We start from the raw sequence: 15,193 nt of genomic DNA, 5'->3' as shown, positions 1-15,193 counted from the left end.
GCCGCTGCGGGCATGGCGCCTTCGCCGCGGGCCGAGCAACCGGCTCGCCGTCGCCGATTCGGCAAGTGGTTCGCCGACACCGGCTGGCGCCACGTCGTCGCGATCGTGGTGTCGGCATTCGCGATCTTCCCGCTGCTGTATGTGCTGTCGGCGTCGCTGAACCCGAGCGGCACCCTCACCGGCACCAACCGGCTGTTCTCCGAGATCGGCATCGACAGCTACGTGCGCATCCTCACGGACCCGCAGATCCCGTACCCGCAGTGGTTCCTGAACACCATGATCGTGGCGCTGATCACCGGGTTCACGATGGTCTTCATCGGCGCGCTGGCCGCATACGCGTTCTCGCGCATGCGCTTCACGGGCCGCCGCGTGGGTCTCATCACGATCGTGGTGGTGCAGATGTTCCCGCAGATGCTCGCGGTCGTCGCGATCTTCCTCATGTTCAGCTCCATCAGCGACTGGTTCCCGGCGATCGGACTCAACACGCTGAGCGGTCTGATCCTGATCTATCTCGGCGGCGCGCTGGGCGTGAACACCTACCTGATGTACGGCTTCTTCAACACGATCCCGAAGGAGCTCGACGAGGCGGCGAAGATCGACGGCGCCGGCCATGCCCGCATCTTCTTCACGATCATCCTGCGCCTGGTCGCGCCGATCCTCGCCGTCGTCGGACTGCTGTCGTTCATCGGCATCGTGAACGAGTACATGATCGCGAGCGTGCTGCTCATCGATCCCGACAAGCAGACGCTCGTCGTCGGTCTCACCAAGCTCGTGTCGAACCCCCGCTACGCGGACTGGTCGGGCTTCGCCGCGGGCGCGGTCATGGCCGCGATTCCGGTCGTCATCGTCTTCCTGCTGCTGCAGAAGTACATCGTGGGCGGCCTGACCGCAGGCGCCACCAAGGGCTGATCGCGCGCAGCCCATCGCAGAGCGGATGCCGCAGCAGTCCTGGTGAGACTGGCGCGGCATCCGCTCTGCGATGATCGAGACGCACCGCCACCGCCCGCCTGACGAAAGGCCGAGCCTTGACGATCCTCCTCCCGCATCACGACGGCTCGCCGCTGTACGTGTCAGATCTCGCTCCCGAGCTCGGCGACGTGGTCACCGTGCGGCTGCGCGTGCCGGCCGGGTACGGCCCGCTGGCCGCGGTGCGCACGCGCTCCAATCCGGATCACGAGCCGGAATGGACGGATGCTGCGCCCCTCGGCGCGTCCGACGGCTGGGAGTGGTGGGAGGCCCCTGTCACGGTGCGCAATCCGCGTCACGGGTACCGCTGGGTGCTGGTGCACGACGACGGGCACGTCGAGTGGCTGAACCAGACCGGCCTTCACTCGATCGAGACGCTCGACGCCGAGGACTTCGCGCTCGTCGCGTATCCGGCGCCGCCCGCGTGGCTCATGGAGTCGGTGATGTACCAGGTGTTCCCGGACCGGTTCGCGCGGTCGGTGCAGGCCGACACGCACCCGACCCCCGACTGGGCGATCCCGGCGAAGTGGGACGACCCCGTCGATCCGGTCGTCCCAGGGCGTTCGCAGCAGTTCTACGGCGGCGACCTCGAGGGCGTCATCGACAAGCTCGACCATCTCGTCTCGCTCGGTGTGAATCTGCTGTATCTCACGCCGATCTTCCCGGCCGCGTCCAACCACCGTTACGACGCGTCGAGCTTCGACCGCGTCGACCCGCTCCTCGGCGGCGACGAGGCCTACATCCGGCTGATCGAGGCGGCGCATGCCCGCGGCATCCGTGTCATCGGCGATCTCACGAGCAACCACTCGGGCGATCGTCACGAGTGGTTCCAGGCGGCGCTCGGCCACCCCGGCGCGCCGGAGGAGGAGTTCTACTACTTCACGGATGACGCGAACACCCGGTACGAAGCGTGGCTCGGCGTGCCGACGCTGCCCAAGTTCAACTGGGCGTCGCAGGAGCTGCGCGACCGGTTCGTCGAGGGTCCCGACTCCGTCGTCGCGAAGTGGCTGAAGCCGCCGTACTCGGCCGACGGCTGGCGCATCGACGTCGCCAACATGACGGGACGCCTCGGGTCCGTGGACCTCAACGCCGAAGTGCGCCGGCTGCTGCGCCGCACGATGATCGAGATCAATCCCGACACGATCCTGCTCGGCGAGTCGACGAACGACGCTGCGAGCGACCTGCAGGGCGACGGCTGGCATGGCGCGATGACGTACCCGTCGTTCACGCGCCCGGTCTGGGGCTGGCTCTCCGAGCCGACCCACGCGCCGTACCTCACGTACGACGGCCGCGAGTCGACCGAGCCGTGGTTCTTCACGCAGCCGATCGGCGGCATCCCTCGCTACACGGCGCGACAGTTCGTCGACGCCGTGGTGCGCTTCACCGCCGGCATCCCGTGGCGCGTGCGCCTGGGCAACATGCAGCCGCTCGACACCCACGACACCGGGCGCTTCGCGACCAACGCGGCGCCCGGTACGGTGCCGGTCGCCGCGGGCCTCATGATGACGCTGCCGGGCATGCCCGTGATCTTCGCGGGCGATGAGTTCGGCCTCGTCGGCGTCGACGGCGAGGCGAGCCGCACGCCGATCCCGTGGGGGAGCGAGGGCGAGCCGGCGGTCGCCGAGCGGCTGGCGCTCTACCGCGAGCTCGTCGCGCTGCGTCACGCGCATCCCGTGCTGTCGACCGGCGGCCTGCGGTGGGTGCACGTCGACGACGAGTCCGTGGTGTTCGTGCGGGAGTCGGCGGAAGAGACGCTGCTGGTGCTCGCTGCGAAGGGCGACACGGATGCCGAGCTCCAGGCCGGCGCCGTGACGGGTGTCGCGAGCGCCGAGGCGCTCATCGGCGACGCGACCCTCGCGGTGGCCGGCGACCGTTCGGTGCTGCTGTCGGCCGACGGCCCGACGTTCGCCGTGTGGCGGCTCGCGGGTGTCGACGTGCCCGCCCCCGAGCCCGCGCCGGTGACTGCGGACGAGGTGTCGCGCGGCGTGGTGTCGGCCGACGAGACGACTCCCGCGGAGCAGGTCGAGTTCGCCTGACGACCCCGACGCCGCGCGTGGCGGGAACACCCGGGGTGGCGGCATCCGTCGTCCTTCGTAGACTGGGCGGGCGAGGAGGTGCCATGCGCCCACTGACCGAAGATGAGTTGCGTTCCGCATTCGTGAACGCCTCCGCCGACGAGCTGCGTCTCGTCACCCTGCCTCATGACTTCGTGCTCACCGACTGGGATCATCTCGACTTCCTGGCGTGGCGCGACCCGCGCACGCGCGGTCGGGGCTATCTGGTCGCCGAGATCGACGGCGAGCCCGCCGGCATCGTGCTGCGCGGCGCCGAGGGCTCGTCCCACGCCCGCGCGGCGCTGTGCAACCTGTGCCACACGATGCAGCCCGCCGACCAGGTCACCATGTACACGGCCCGCAAGGCCGGTGAGGCCGGCGTGCACGGCGACAGCGTGGGCACGTACATCTGCGCCGACCTGTCGTGCCACGAGAACGTGCGCCTGGCGCCGCCGCTCGCGCCGAACGAGGTGCGCGCGAGCGTCGACATGAAGATCGACGGCACGCGCCGGCGCACCGAGGCCTTCGTCGGCCGTGTGCTCGAGACCGCAGGAGTGCCGCGATGACCGTCGTCGTGGTGGGCGACGCGCTCGTCGACGAGCTGCGCGACGACCACGGCGTGAGGGAGTTCGTCGGCGGCGCCGCGCTCAACGTCGCCGTCGGCCTCGCGCGGCTCGGCGTGCCCGCCACCCTCGTCGCGATGCTGGGCGACGACGAGCCCGCGTCGCGCGTGCGGCGCTACCTCGCCGACTTCGGCGTGGGTCTGCTCGCGACGCCGTCGCCACTGGGTACCGCGCGCGCCGTGAGCACGCGCTCCGGCGCCGGCGAGCCGGTGTACGAGTTCAACGAGGCATCGCAGCGACGCCGCATCCGTTTCGGCGAGGCCGAGCGTCAGGCCTTCGCGGACGCCGACCTCGTGGTCGTGAGCTGCTTCGCGTTCGACGATGCCGAGCAGGCGGCCGAACTGGCCGATGCGGTCGCCGGGGCCGGGGCGCCCGCACCGGGCGAGGGACGAGCCGGAGTGTCCGTCGCCGTGGATCCCAACCCCCGCACGGGCATGCTGCACGACAGGGACGAGTTCGTGCGCGGCTTCGAGGCCCTCGCGACGGGTGCCGCGCTCGTGAAGGTCGGTGAGGACGACGCCGCGCTGCTCTACGACGGGCCCCTCGACGCCCTGCGCGCCCGCCTGATCGACCTCGGCGCTCGCGCGGTGCTCGCGACGGAAGGCGCCGCCGGCGCAACGATCGAGGCCGGCGACGTGGTGGTGACCCGGCCGATCTCGAACCTGCCCGGCCGCATCGTCGACACGATGGGTGCCGGCGACGCGGCCTTCGCCGCCGCGATCGCCGCGCTCGTCGGGGGCGCGCCGAGCACCGCCGAGGAGTGGGACACCGTGCTGGTGTCGGCGATGGACGCGGCCGCGGCCACCTGCCGCTTCGAGGGGGCGCTGCTGCGCACTCCGAGCGCGCTGGAGAGCCTGGATCTCGACCGCATCGGCACCTGAATCCGCTCGATTTCTGACCTTGCGGATCTACGCGTAAGATGGTGGATCGCGCCTCCGGTCGTCTGGAAAAGTCGGACGGGTGCGCACCTGGCGAGTTACCCAAGCGGCCAAAGGGATCTGACTGTAAATCAGCCGTCTTAGACTTCGGGGGTTCGAATCCCTCACTCGCCACCATTCGAAAGCGCCCCGCACCGCGGGGCGCTTCGTGGTTTCCGGGCGACTCTCCTGAGGCGAGAGCGCCTGACGCGCGCGGGGGTCGGCGTGTCAGGATGGGCGGTGCAGGCACTCCGCCCGCGTCACGAGAGGAACGCCATGACTGCGCCCGACCCGTATGCGACGCCCGTTCCGAGAGCAGAGGCAGGGCGGACGGATGCCTCGCCCTCGCCGTTGCTGCGAAGCGCCATCTGGGTCGCGATCGGCGCCCTGATCGCGGCGGCGCTGGTCTGCGTCGTCTGGGTGCTCATCGGGGGGCAGAACGGCCTCATCGGCCGGGCGTTCCTGACGATCCTGCTGCTCGCGGGGTTCGCCGGCGTCGCTATCCTCGACGCGCACCTGGCGCCCCGTCGGCCGGGGTGGTTCGCCCTGGCCAGCATGGCGTCCTGGATCATCGCACTCCTCATCGGCGCCATCATGATCTGGATGCCCGACCGCTTCCCGTGGCTCGGATTCTCGCGGGTCATCCAGTTCCTGCTGATCGTGCTCATCCTCCAGCTCGTGCTGCTGCACGTGCGCCTCTACATGAAGGCGTTCCAGCGCCACGACACGCCGTTCACCCGAACGGTGGTAGCCATCACGATCGCGCTCGTGGTCGGGCTCGCGGCCCTGCTGATCGTGCCGCTGGCGTTCTGGGAGTGGCTGTACTTCGCCGACATCTACTGGCGCATCGTGGTCGCCGTCGCGATCCTGGCGGCCGTCGGCACGGCGCTCGTGCCCCTCGTGAACGTGCTGTTCGCCCCGAAGAAGCCGCGTTCCGCCGCGGCGTATCCCGCGCTCGCGGGGCCGGTCGGCCCCGCCGCCCCTGGCGCGCCTTCGGCCCAGGGCACGCAGGAGCTGCTGCCCTGGCCGACGTACGTCGACGCCGTCACGCCCTTGCCGATGCTCCCCGACGGCTCGCCGGACTGGAACGCCTACTACACGGGCTACCCGTCGCCGGGCGCACACGTGTTCACGCGGGTCGATCCGGCGCCTCCCGCTGAGCTGCCCGCGCCGTCTCCCGCTCCCGCGCCTGAGCCGGCTCCCGCTCCCGCCCCTGCCTCCATCGCGCCACAGCCGCCCGCGACCGCGCCCGGGTACGAGGGTTACCCGCCGCCCCCGCCGCTGCCCCCGCGCCCCTGAGCGCCGAGCGGCCCCGACCGGGCGCATCCGTTCACATCGAGAACACGTGAACGGGACGCGCCGGTGTCAGCGCGCGAGGAGTTCGATCGCGGCCATCGCCGCGTTGTGCCCGCCCAGGCCGCTGACCGCGCCGCCGCGGCGCGCGCCCGAGCCGCACAGCAGCACGCTCGGATGCTCTGTCGCCACGCCCCACCGTCGAGCGGCCGTGTCGAGCGGCTCGCCGTCGCCGGCCCACGGCCACGAGAGCGGGCCGTGGAAGATGTCGCCCCCGACCATCCCGAGCGACTGTTCGAGGTCGGCGGTGGTCCGCGCTTCGACGCACGGTGTGCCGTCCGGCGCCTCGTAGACGCAGTCGGCGAGGGGCTCGCCCAGCACCGCGTCGAGCGAGCGCTGTGCCGCATCGAGGAGCGCCCTACGCGCGGCATCCGCCTCCCACCCGTCGAGGAGGCGGTGCGGTACCTGCAGTCCGAAGAGCGTCAGAGTCTGCGCACCCGAGGCGCGCAGCTCGGGGCCGAGGATGGTCGCGTCGGTGAGAGAGTGGCAGTAGATCTCGGCCGGGAGCGGATGAGGGATGCTGCCGCCCGCCGCCGCCCGGTACGCGTCGTCGAGCTGGGTCATCGTCTCGTTCACGTGGAAGGTGCCGGCGAACGCGGCTTCGGGTGCGACGCCGTCGTCGCGCAGGCGGGGGAGCCGCTTCAGCAGCATGTTCACCTTCAGCTGGGCGCCCTCGGGCGCCGGCGAATCGGCCAGCCCGGCACCGGCGCCTCCGGCGGCGAGCAGCCGCGCGAGCACGGCGGGGCCGACGCCGCTCAGCACCAGTCGCGCATGGACGGCAGCACCACCGGCGAGGGTGATCTCGCCGTCCGGCCTCACGGCGGTCACCTCCGTCCGGGTGCGCAGCTCGGCACCCGCCTCGCCCGCAACGCGCGCCAGCTCGGCCGTCACGCGGCCCATCCCTCCGACGGGCACATCCCAGTGGCCGGTCCCGCCACCGATCACGTGATACAGGAAGCAGCGGTTCTGGCGCAGGCTCTCGTCGTCGGCCGAGGCGAAGGTGCCGATGAGGCCGTCGGTGAGCGCGATGCCTCGGGCGATGTCCGTGTCCAACGACGAGCGGAGCACGTCGCCCAGGGGGCGCTGGAAGAGGTCCGACCAGAGCCGGTCGTCGGCGAGCGCGGCCCGCACCTCGTGTTCGTGACGAAGCGGCTGCGTCATGGAAGGGAAGAGGAGCCGCGCGACGGGTGCGATGCGGTCTGAGAGGGCGGCGAGGCGGCTCGCTTCACGGGGGCTTCCGGTGACTCGAGCGAACGAGTCGGCGGTGGCAGCAGCATCCGCCGTATCGATCAGGACCCCGCGCGATGGTCTTGCCGGATCGGGGGTGTAGGAGGAGTAGCGGCGTCGCACGAGACGGATGTCGAGCCCGAGGTCGTCGATGATGCTCTGCGGAAGCAGGCTGACGAGGTACGAGTAGCGCGAGAGCCGGGCGTCGACGCCCACCCACGGTCGCTCCGACACCGCCGCGCCGCCGACGTGGCCGAGGCGCTCGAGGACGACGACCGAGCGACCCGCCCGGGCGAGGTATGCGGCGGCGACGAGCGCGTTGTGGCCGCCGCCCACGACGGCGACGTCGTAGCGGGAGGGACGGGCGGCGGCGACCATGAGCTCCACGCTACCCAGGCAGGCTGCTCGCCTCCGTGATGTGGTCCATCGTTCGCCTGCCGGTTGCCGTCGGGCGTCGCCGCCGCGTTCGTTACCGTGGAGGCATGAGCCTCGAGCACGACCTCGAATCCCTTGCCATCGACATCGCCCGTGAAGCCGGGGAGCTCGCGCGGACGCGCCGCGAGACCGGCGTCGCCATCGCCGCGACCAAGACCGCCCTCGCCGACATCGTGACGGAGGCCGATCGTGAGGTCGAGGCCCTCATCCGGGCCCGGCTCGGCGCAGCGCGGCCCGACGACGGGTTCCTCGGTGAGGAGACCGGCGGCGACCGCGGCGCGAGCGGTGTGACGTGGGTCGTCGACCCGATCGACGGCACCGTCAACTACGCGTACGGCATCCCGTCGTACGCGGTCAGCATCGCGGCCGTGCAGGGCGAGCCGACGCCCGGAACCTGGGAGGCGCTGGCGGGCGTCGTCTACACGCCGGTGCTCGGCGAGATGTTCCACGCCGTCCGCGGCGAGGGCGCATGGCTGGGCGTGAACCGCCTCGCCGTCAACCCCGAGGTCGGCGGTGCCGGTGCGCTGCTCGCAACCGGCTTCGGCTACGACCCGGCGACGCGACCGGGCGACATCGACCTCATCGGCCGCGTCATGCCGGCGGTGCCGGCGCGCGACCTGCGCCGAGGGGGATCAGCGGCGAGCGACCTGGCGTACGTCGCGGCCGGGCGCCTCGACGGATACTTCGAGCGCGGGCTCGCCCCGTGGGACCTCGCGGCCGGCTCCCTCCTCGTCACCGAGGCGGGCGGACGATTCGGCAGGGCGGAGCCTGACGGCGGACCGCGCGCACCCCTCGTCGTGGCCGCGACCCCCGCGATCTTCGACCGACTCGCCGAGGCCGCCGGACTCGCGTGATGACGGCGTTCTCATCGAATCCTCACGAAACGCGCGTCGTGAAATCCAAGCCCCACATGGCATTCCCAGGACGCCCGGGGTAGGGTTTACCCGATCGTTACCTTCGCCACCCGAACGGCGGAGGGGTCCTTTGCCCGAAGACCGCCTCGTCGCGAACACCCCCCTCGCGGCACGACCTGAGAGCCCGCTTCCGCTTTGCCTTTCGACGCCCCCCAGGCCGGATCTGCGCCCACGCGCCGCTCCAGCCGACCCTCCGCAGCGCCTGCTCAGGCGACGTACGAGGCTCCCGGGGCGGGCCGTGCGACCGCACGGCGGCAGGCCGCCAGCACCGCTCCCGATCGCCCGGCGGTCGTGTGGGGTCGTCCGGTCGAGGCGAAGCGGACGGATTCTGCCGCCACTCCCACGGCGCAGGCCGACGCGACGACCTACCTGACGTCGGCCCCTGAGGCGCCGGCACCGCGGGCGGCCGCTCCGGCGGGCGCGGCACCCGTGGCTCCCGTTCCGGCCACGACGCCCGCCCAGCCGGTGGCTCCGGCGCCATCGGCGGTCGGACTCCCGGCCGCGCCCGGCCCGGTCGTGCAGCCCGTCGCTCCCCGTGCCCGTGCGCGTTCCTCCGCTGCTGCCCCGTCCACTGCCGCACCCGTCGAGCAGGTGAGCCGCCGCTCGCGGCGCTCCCAGACGGGTGCGCAGCCCGTCGCGGTCGTGCCGCCGATCGCTCCCGTCGGCCCAGCCGAGCCGGAGCGTCCCGCCGCGGCCTTCGAGGCTGAACTGACGACTCGCGAGGAGCCGGCTCCACTGCTCGACGCCGTGCTCGCACCGGCCGAGCCGTTCGAGCTGCTGGAGCCCGCCGCGACAGCCGTGTCGCCCGCGTCGACCACCCCCGTCCCGGCGCCCGCGTCGACCACCGCCGTCCCGGCGCCCGTGTCGAGTGCGACGCCCGCGGAGCGCGCCTCCACGTGGATGGCCGACAGCTTCGCGAAGCTCCTCGCTGCTGACGCCGCCGAGCCCGTCGCGACGACGGTGCCGGCCGTCGAGGCCGCCCCGCCGCAGCCGACCGCAGCGCCCGTCGAGTCGCCGGCGCCTGCCCAGAAGCAGGCCGAACCGCAGACCACGTCCGCGCCCCGCGCCGCCGCGCCGTCGCAGACCGCGACCACCGCGCCCACCGCGCAGGCTGCTGCCGGGGCGGGCGCCTCCGCGTCCACGGAGCCGCGTGCCTCGCACCCGCGCGCTGAGCGCCCCCGCACGGAGCGGATCGAGCCTCTCACCGGCCCGATCCCCGAGCCCGCAGCATCCGGAATCGACGAGTTCGAAGCCGCCTCCCGCCTGTTCGCCTTCACCGGCGAGACCCCGGTCCAGCAGCCCGCGCCCGAAGCCGAGGCTGAGGCTGCGCCGCACGCGGCGCCCCGCCGCCCGCAGACGCGTCGTGGCTCCGCATTCAAGCGCGTCGCCACCGCGTCGTTCTCGGTGGGCGTCTTCGGCATCGTCGGCCTCATGGCCGTCGGCATGACCACTCCCGCTGAGGCGGTCGCCGCCGTCAACGGGACGGATGCCTCGCTCTCGGTGCTCGCCGCAGGCGACGACTCCGTCCCCGTGATCGACGAGGCCGAGATCCAGGCTTACGTGGCGCCGGGGGACGCGCAGAGCGACACCCTGCAGCGCACCGAGAACTACTCGACGACGACGACGGCTCAGCTGGCGTCGGAGGCGGGCATCCGCAACTTCTCGAACCTGTTCCACAACAACCCGAACTCGAACATCCAATGGCCCTTCGCGGTCGGCGTCACCATGTCGTACGGGTTCGGCATGCGCTCCGGACGCATGCATGAAGGCATCGACTTCACGCCCGGCAACGGCGCGCCGGTGCAGGCGATCGCCGACGGCACCGTCCGCGTGGCCTCGGAGGCCGGCGGCGCGTACGGCGTGCACGTCATCATCGACCACATCGTCGACGGGCAGATGGTCTCGAGCCACTACGCGCACATGCAGTACGGGTCGCTGCAGGTCAGCGCCGGTCAGCACGTCACCGTCGGCACCGTCATCGGCCGCACCGGCAACACGGGTCGCTCTTACGGCGCCCACACGCACTTCGAGATCCTCAAGAACGGCACCACCGCCATCGACCCGTGGCCGTGGCTCCAGCAGTACACCGACGGGACCCACACGGTGGGTTGAGTGGTTCGGAAGGATGCCGCGGCTCTGGTATCCTCTTCTAGTTGCCTGTTTGCAGGCAGCACGCCCCGATAGCTCAGTGGCAGAGCACTTCCATGGTAAGGAAGGGGTCGTCAGTTCAATCCTGACTCGGGGCTCGCAGCATCCATTTCGTGACCGTTGGATGCGTACGGCAGGGTAGCTCAGTTGGTGAGAGCGCACGACTCATAATCGTGAGGTCGCGGGTTCAAGCCCCGCTCCTGCTACAGATCAGAACCCCCGCACCCGCAGAATCACGCGGAAGTTGCGGGGGTTTCTCATGTCGACGGATCAGCACGATCAGCGTCCGTGGTCCACTTTTGGTCCACTTTTGACCTCGTCGGACGATGCTCCCGGAACCTTGGTGCGGTTGCTACGGGACAGGTTCGTCCACGACCCGCTTCGCGCCGCGCATGTGGTGGCCATGAGTGAAGACAACCAGAGTAAGTTCGGTTCCGGGGGAGCGGCCTCACGGCTCCTCACCACGGAGGAGGTCGCTGAGTACCTCCAGATTCCCGCGCGCACCATAGAGGACTGGCGCCACCGTGGCTACGGCCCGAAGTACGCCCGGATGGGCAAGCGGGTTCGCTACCGGCAGGCAGCCGTGGACGCGTGGCTCGCCGAGATTGAGGCCGCCTGATGGCTGGCCGAGATGCGCTGGAACCCGGCGAGCTCGGTTCGGTCGCAATCGAGCAGGTGGGGCCACGCTTCCGAGGTCGTGCGCGCACACGCGATGCCGGTGGAACCCTCCGTCGGCTCTCCGCCACCGCGGACACTGCTGAGGAGGCGGCCATCCAGCTTCGGCGCCGGGCCGACGCCCTCGCATTCACGGTCAATCGAATAACCGCGAACAGCACTGTGGGCCATTTGCTCGAGCGGTGGCTCGACGAGGCCCGGGGGCGCGTCAAGCACCAGACACACCGTGTGTACGCGGACACGATTCGCTGGCTCGTCCCAATGGTCGGTGCGTTGCGTCCAACGGACCTGGACGCGCAACGTCTCCGGGAGGTTCTCAACGTGATCCGGACGACGCGATCCAGTTCGGCCGAGAATCACGCGCGCGTTGCATTGAAGGGAGCACTCGCACTGGCTGTAGAAGTCGGCGTCGTCGGCTTCAATCCGCTCATCGGGCTTCGCAGGAACAAGGAGCGTAGGGCCATGCCAATCGCCCTCAACGTCGACCAGGTCGCCGCCCTGCGGGCGGCGATCCACCGTCGGGAGGAGCAGATCCGGCACAACGCGGGACCGACCGCCGGCAACCTGCGGTGGGCGTTCGAGGTTCAGATCGGGCTCGGACTCAGACTCGGAGAGGTGCTGGGCTTGCGCAACATGGACGTGGACTTCGGTTCCGGCCGCGTCTCGGTCAACGGCACACTCGTCGACGATGTGGGCTGGCAGGTCGTCCGGCAGGCTGAGCTGAAATCTCGGGACCAGGCGCGCATCATCCAAGCGCCCCGATTCGTTCTGGCGGCGCTGGCCGAGGCCCGTGCGGTCCGGGACAGCGTCACCGGGCGCCTCCCGAACGCTCCGGCGTTGCAGAGCCGTGCCGGGACGTGGATCGCTCCCCGCAACCTCCGGCGCGCTTTTCGTGAACTACGTGACGACCCCGAACTCGTCGATGCACTCGAAGCGACGGGCATCGAGCCCCGGGCGCTGACACACCATGTCCTTCGACGCACGGCAGCCACTCTGCTCGCCAAGCACGACGGCAATCTGCGCGGAGCGCAGGACATGTTGGGGCACTCCGACATTCGGACGACGAGAGACTCCTATGCAGGAGAGGCGTACCGAGTCGTGGGCGACGCCACGGTTCTGGACGAGATCCTCGGGGACGGGAATGCAGCTTAGCGTCCGGTCGCCTGTGCTGTGCAGGGGCCTTGCGCGGCGTCGGCGAGCCGTCTCTCGAGCATCAGGGCTCCGGAAGGTCGGGTGCCGCCGCGGGCAAGATCTGGGAAACTTCGACTGCAAGAATACGAGCGACCGTGACCAAAGTCCTGAGGGTCGGGTTGGCCGGAGCTCCCGGCCGTGCGATACCGGACTCAAGCTTCTGATATGTGTATCGGCTCAGATGTGACCGATACGCGACTTGTTCCTGGCTGAGCCCCGAACTGATTCGCGCACGCTGCAGGTTTCGCCCCAGTTCGGACACATACTCGTCCCACGTGGGCGAGGGCGACGGCTTGTTGGCCACCCCTCAACGTTCGAGTGAGGGCTAGCTTTAATTGACCTCTTATAGGTGGCAACTTTGCTCGGTTGCAGCAGCGGGTACATCGACCGACACCCTGTCCGGTCCCGGAGCCCGCGGCCGCTTGCGTTGAGGACGACTGCCGCCCGGTAGACGATGGCGTGCTCGTCGTCCGGGGTGGGTATATCGGGGAGGACTCGAGATTGGAGTCGACACCGCCAGCCAACCGCCCTCAGCATAGAAATACACATGACGTGTATATTTCTATGTACTAACCGAGAAGGTGGCGATGGCAGAGGATGTGGAACTGCTCCGTGCTGTCGAGCGTGCACCGCTGCGCACACTCCGCTTGAAGGATCTCGACGGCTACACCGCGCACCCGTGGCGGGTCGTGAACCAGCTTGTCGAGCGGGGTGCGCTCACGCGGCTCGCGCACGGCATCTACACTGCGCCTCCCGACGGCCGTGACGGCCGCACGTGGAAGCCGCCGCTCGAACCTGCCGGACTCGCTGTGGCGGCAGCGCGATTCGGTCATAGGAACGTCGCACTGACCGGGATCGGGGCTGCGCGTCATTGGGCAGCGATCCCGCGTGCGATCGGCGTCACGACGGTGGCGGTTCAAGGCCGTAGCTACGTGCCGGTCGGCCTCGACGCCGGCGGCACCGTCTTCTTGCTCGGGCGAGATCTTGAGCGCGTCGACCTCGTCCTCGAGCGGACGGTCCTGGGGCAGGGCCTGGTCACCACGCCGGCGCAGACGCTGTACGACCTCTTGACGCGGCCGGGCCAAGGAGGGATGCCGGCTGAAGCTGGCGCGGCCGCCACGAATCTCGCCGCCCGCGTCGGCGCACACGAGCTCGAGCGGGTAGCCGAAGCTGCCGGGCGCGCCAATGCCGCCGTGCGAGAATCGATCGACCATCTGAGAGAGCGCGATGCCCGAACGCAATGACGGAAGGCGCGACCGACCGGCTCCCGGGGTGCTCGACGCAGGCGAGCGGCAGGAGATCGAGCGCAGATTCGGCGTCGACTCCGAGCAGGTTGTCCGCGACCACGTCATCTCCCACGCGCTTGCGGCTATCTCGAGTGTCGGAACCGATGACATCGTCTTCTTCGGCGGGACCGCGCTGTCACGAACCCACCTCACCGAGCTGCGACTGTCGGAGGATATCGACCTCATCGCGCTCAGCGATCGACAGACGCTCGGCGATCGAATCGAGTCGGCTATCGCGGGGCAACTGCAGCGGACGCTCGGGGCGGTGACTTTCGTGCCGCGACTGCGGGACACGCGCCATCCTGAGCCGAGCGTGATGCAGGTCGGCGATACTCGCGTCCAGATCCAGCTGCTCACGTCCGCTGGATACCCGGCGTGGCCGACGGAGGTAACCGAGGTCGAGCAACGTTACAGCGATGCCGCGCCCGCAAAGTTGCGCGTCCCCACCTCTGCAGCGTTCGTCGCAGCGAAGCTGTCCGCGTGGAACGATCGCCAGGCCCCTCGCGATCTCTACGACCTCTGGGCGATGGGGGAGGCGCACATGATCGACAGTGAAGCGGTCGACCTTTTCGGGCGGCTGGGGCCGTACACCAGCGCGGCGAAGGTTTCGTTTGCGACCCTACCCACGGATGTCGAGTGGGAGTTGGCTCTCGGGCACCAGGGGATCATTCGGATTGGTCCGCGGGATGCTGCGAACTCGGTGCAGCGCGTACTTGCTGCGGCGGTCGAGCGCTGAACCATCTCGACGCCGTTCACAGCAGCCACAGGGGCGACACCTTCCTCTCTCCGAGCGGATGGCCCTAGGCTTGGCGTGAAAGCCCTTCGGTGGCGCGTATCCGACCGTGGATCGATGTCGCCCGGGGATCGGGCGGCAATGACACCTGTCCGGGATGGCAGTTGTCGCGGATCCGGCAGCAGCGGCGTGTCAATACGTGAAACCCGGCAACAGGTGAGCCCGAGGGCTACCTTAGCTAGCAACAGGGGGCGACATGGGGGAGCGTCAGGATGACAATAGCGACACGCTGCATGCCTGCTAGCGTTGATTCCCTGGTGGTGGTATCCACATCGCTCGCGCATCTCGCTCGCTCCTTCACCGCGTGGCAGACGTCGACGACAACTGGCGATTCGAGAGCGACCATGCGCAAACGACGCAATAACGCGGGGTTGGCGAAGAGCCGTCCTACAGCGACGGTCGCGGTTCCCGAACGCCGCCGGACACGAGATGGAATCAATGCCTGAGACAGCGGAAGCGTACCTCAGAGAAGTCGCCACGAAGGCCGCCCAGGAGGCGCCGGCCGGGCTCGAGAAGAGCCGAGCGGTCGACGCGGTGATGGCGGTGCTCGTGGACTGGAAGAACATCAAGTCGGATCTGTCCGACAGCGCTGCCGGCTCCGCGATCTAGAA

Annotated in this window: 14 protein-coding genes and 3 tRNA genes; 15 read left to right on the top strand and 2 right to left on the bottom strand. The window is 70.0% G+C overall.

What is annotated here, in order from left to right:
• Positions 1-12: 12 nt before the first annotated feature.
• The 6 genes from JNB61_RS10410 to JNB61_RS10385 all read left to right on the top strand — a co-directional run bounded on the left by JNB61_RS10410 (position 13) and on the right by JNB61_RS10385 (position 5,859).
• Complete coding sequence (locus JNB61_RS10410) at positions 13-909, top strand: sugar ABC transporter permease (protein ID WP_220290599.1); 897 nt, start codon at positions 13-15, stop codon at positions 907-909.
• Between the two features lie 116 nt (positions 910-1,025).
• A complete protein-coding gene (locus JNB61_RS10405) occupies positions 1,026-3,002 on the top strand; it encodes a glycoside hydrolase family 13 protein (RefSeq protein ID WP_220339574.1) in 1,977 nt (658 codons plus the stop codon).
• Between the two features lie 83 nt (positions 3,003-3,085).
• Positions 3,086-3,586 (top strand): FBP domain-containing protein, encoded by a 501-nt coding sequence (locus JNB61_RS10400; RefSeq protein ID WP_220290395.1) that lies wholly within the window; start codon positions 3,086-3,088, stop codon positions 3,584-3,586.
• Positions 3,583-4,524, top strand: coding sequence for a PfkB family carbohydrate kinase (locus JNB61_RS10395; protein WP_220339573.1), 942 nt, complete (start codon positions 3,583-3,585; stop codon positions 4,522-4,524). Before JNB61_RS10400 ends, JNB61_RS10395 begins: the two co-directional genes overlap by 4 nt.
• A gap of 89 nt (positions 4,525-4,613) precedes the next feature.
• Positions 4,614-4,698, top strand: a tRNA-Tyr gene (locus tag JNB61_RS10390).
• Positions 4,699-4,836: 138 nt separating this feature from the next.
• Entirely contained in the window at positions 4,837-5,859 is a 1,023-nt protein-coding gene (locus JNB61_RS10385; RefSeq protein WP_220339572.1) for a hypothetical protein, read from the top strand.
• A gap of 66 nt (positions 5,860-5,925) precedes the next feature.
• On the opposite strand, the gene JNB61_RS10380 is transcribed toward JNB61_RS10385, so the two are convergent.
• A complete protein-coding gene (locus JNB61_RS10380) occupies positions 5,926-7,518 on the bottom strand; it encodes a phytoene desaturase family protein (protein ID WP_220339571.1) in 1,593 nt (530 codons plus the stop codon).
• 104 nt (positions 7,519-7,622) lie between these two features.
• Here JNB61_RS10380 and JNB61_RS10375 point away from each other — a divergent pair, with 104 nt between their 5' ends.
• From JNB61_RS10375 to JNB61_RS10350, 6 genes are all read left to right on the top strand, one after another.
• Entirely contained in the window at positions 7,623-8,429 is an 807-nt protein-coding gene (locus JNB61_RS10375) for an inositol monophosphatase family protein (RefSeq protein ID WP_220339570.1), read from the top strand.
• 351 nt (positions 8,430-8,780) lie between these two features.
• A complete protein-coding gene (locus tag JNB61_RS10370) occupies positions 8,781-10,601 on the top strand; it encodes a peptidoglycan DD-metalloendopeptidase family protein (RefSeq protein WP_308291249.1) in 1,821 nt (606 codons plus the stop codon).
• A 62-nt stretch (positions 10,602-10,663) separates the two neighbouring features.
• Positions 10,664-10,735 (top strand) — tRNA-Thr (locus JNB61_RS10365).
• A gap of 34 nt (positions 10,736-10,769) precedes the next feature.
• A tRNA-Met gene (locus JNB61_RS10360) sits at positions 10,770-10,843 on the top strand.
• 53 nt (positions 10,844-10,896) lie between these two features.
• Positions 10,897-11,256 (top strand): helix-turn-helix transcriptional regulator, encoded by a 360-nt coding sequence (locus tag JNB61_RS10355; RefSeq protein WP_220339569.1) that lies wholly within the window; start codon positions 10,897-10,899, stop codon positions 11,254-11,256.
• On the top strand, positions 11,256-12,464 hold the full coding sequence (locus JNB61_RS10350; protein WP_220339568.1) for a site-specific integrase: 1,209 nt from the start codon (positions 11,256-11,258) through the stop codon (positions 12,462-12,464). The genes JNB61_RS10355 and JNB61_RS10350 overlap by 1 nt, the downstream gene beginning before the upstream one ends.
• 61 nt (positions 12,465-12,525) lie before the next feature.
• Here JNB61_RS10350 and JNB61_RS10345 read toward each other — a convergent pair whose 3' ends face one another.
• The gene (locus JNB61_RS10345) at positions 12,526-12,765 is read right to left on the bottom strand and encodes a helix-turn-helix domain-containing protein (protein ID WP_308291257.1); all 240 of its coding nucleotides are present in this window, start codon (positions 12,763-12,765) and stop codon (positions 12,526-12,528) included.
• Between the two features lie 325 nt (positions 12,766-13,090).
• On the opposite strand from JNB61_RS10345, the gene JNB61_RS10340 reads away from it, so the two are divergent.
• The 3 genes from JNB61_RS10340 (at position 13,091) to JNB61_RS10330 (ending at position 15,191) form a co-directional block, all read left to right on the top strand.
• A complete protein-coding gene (locus tag JNB61_RS10340; RefSeq protein ID WP_220339566.1) occupies positions 13,091-13,747 on the top strand; it encodes a hypothetical protein in 657 nt (218 codons plus the stop codon).
• A 28-nt stretch (positions 13,748-13,775) separates the two neighbouring features.
• Positions 13,776-14,525 (top strand): nucleotidyl transferase AbiEii/AbiGii toxin family protein, encoded by a 750-nt coding sequence (locus tag JNB61_RS10335; protein WP_308291248.1) that lies wholly within the window; start codon positions 13,776-13,778, stop codon positions 14,523-14,525.
• A gap of 495 nt (positions 14,526-15,020) precedes the next feature.
• Positions 15,021-15,191, top strand: a complete 171-nt coding sequence (locus JNB61_RS10330) for a hypothetical protein (protein ID WP_220339564.1) — start codon at positions 15,021-15,023, stop codon at positions 15,189-15,191.
• Positions 15,192-15,193: the final 2 nt, after the last annotated feature.

The organism is Microbacterium ureisolvens, from assembly GCF_019511645.1.
Taxonomy (GTDB): Bacteria; Actinomycetota; Actinomycetes; order Actinomycetales; family Microbacteriaceae; genus Microbacterium; species Microbacterium ureisolvens_A.
The sequence above is the reverse complement of the archived record's forward strand: the minus strand, read 5'-3'. Positions and strand labels throughout refer to the sequence as shown.

What these genes read in the sequence shown, in the direction of transcription:
- JNB61_RS10330 (WP_220339564.1), top strand. Translation starts at nt 15,021, where the DNA reads ATGCCTGAGACAGCGGAAGCGTACCTCAGAGAAGTCGCCACGAAGGCC.
- JNB61_RS10380 (WP_220339571.1), bottom strand. Translation starts at nt 7,518, where the DNA reads ATGGTCGCCGCCGCCCGTCCCTCCCGCTACGACGTCGCCGTCGTGGGC.
- JNB61_RS10340 (WP_220339566.1), top strand. Translation starts at nt 13,091, where the DNA reads ATGGCAGAGGATGTGGAACTGCTCCGTGCTGTCGAGCGTGCACCGCTG.
- JNB61_RS10385 (WP_220339572.1), top strand. Translation starts at nt 4,837, where the DNA reads ATGACTGCGCCCGACCCGTATGCGACGCCCGTTCCGAGAGCAGAGGCA.
- JNB61_RS10375 (WP_220339570.1), top strand. Translation starts at nt 7,623, where the DNA reads ATGAGCCTCGAGCACGACCTCGAATCCCTTGCCATCGACATCGCCCGT.
- JNB61_RS10395 (WP_220339573.1), top strand. Translation starts at nt 3,583, where the DNA reads ATGACCGTCGTCGTGGTGGGCGACGCGCTCGTCGACGAGCTGCGCGAC.
- JNB61_RS10355 (WP_220339569.1), top strand. Translation starts at nt 10,897, where the DNA reads ATGTCGACGGATCAGCACGATCAGCGTCCGTGGTCCACTTTTGGTCCA.
- JNB61_RS10410 (WP_220290599.1), top strand. Translation starts at nt 13, where the DNA reads ATGGCGCCTTCGCCGCGGGCCGAGCAACCGGCTCGCCGTCGCCGATTC.
- JNB61_RS10400 (WP_220290395.1), top strand. Translation starts at nt 3,086, where the DNA reads ATGCGCCCACTGACCGAAGATGAGTTGCGTTCCGCATTCGTGAACGCC.
- JNB61_RS10350 (WP_220339568.1), top strand. Translation starts at nt 11,256, where the DNA reads ATGGCTGGCCGAGATGCGCTGGAACCCGGCGAGCTCGGTTCGGTCGCA.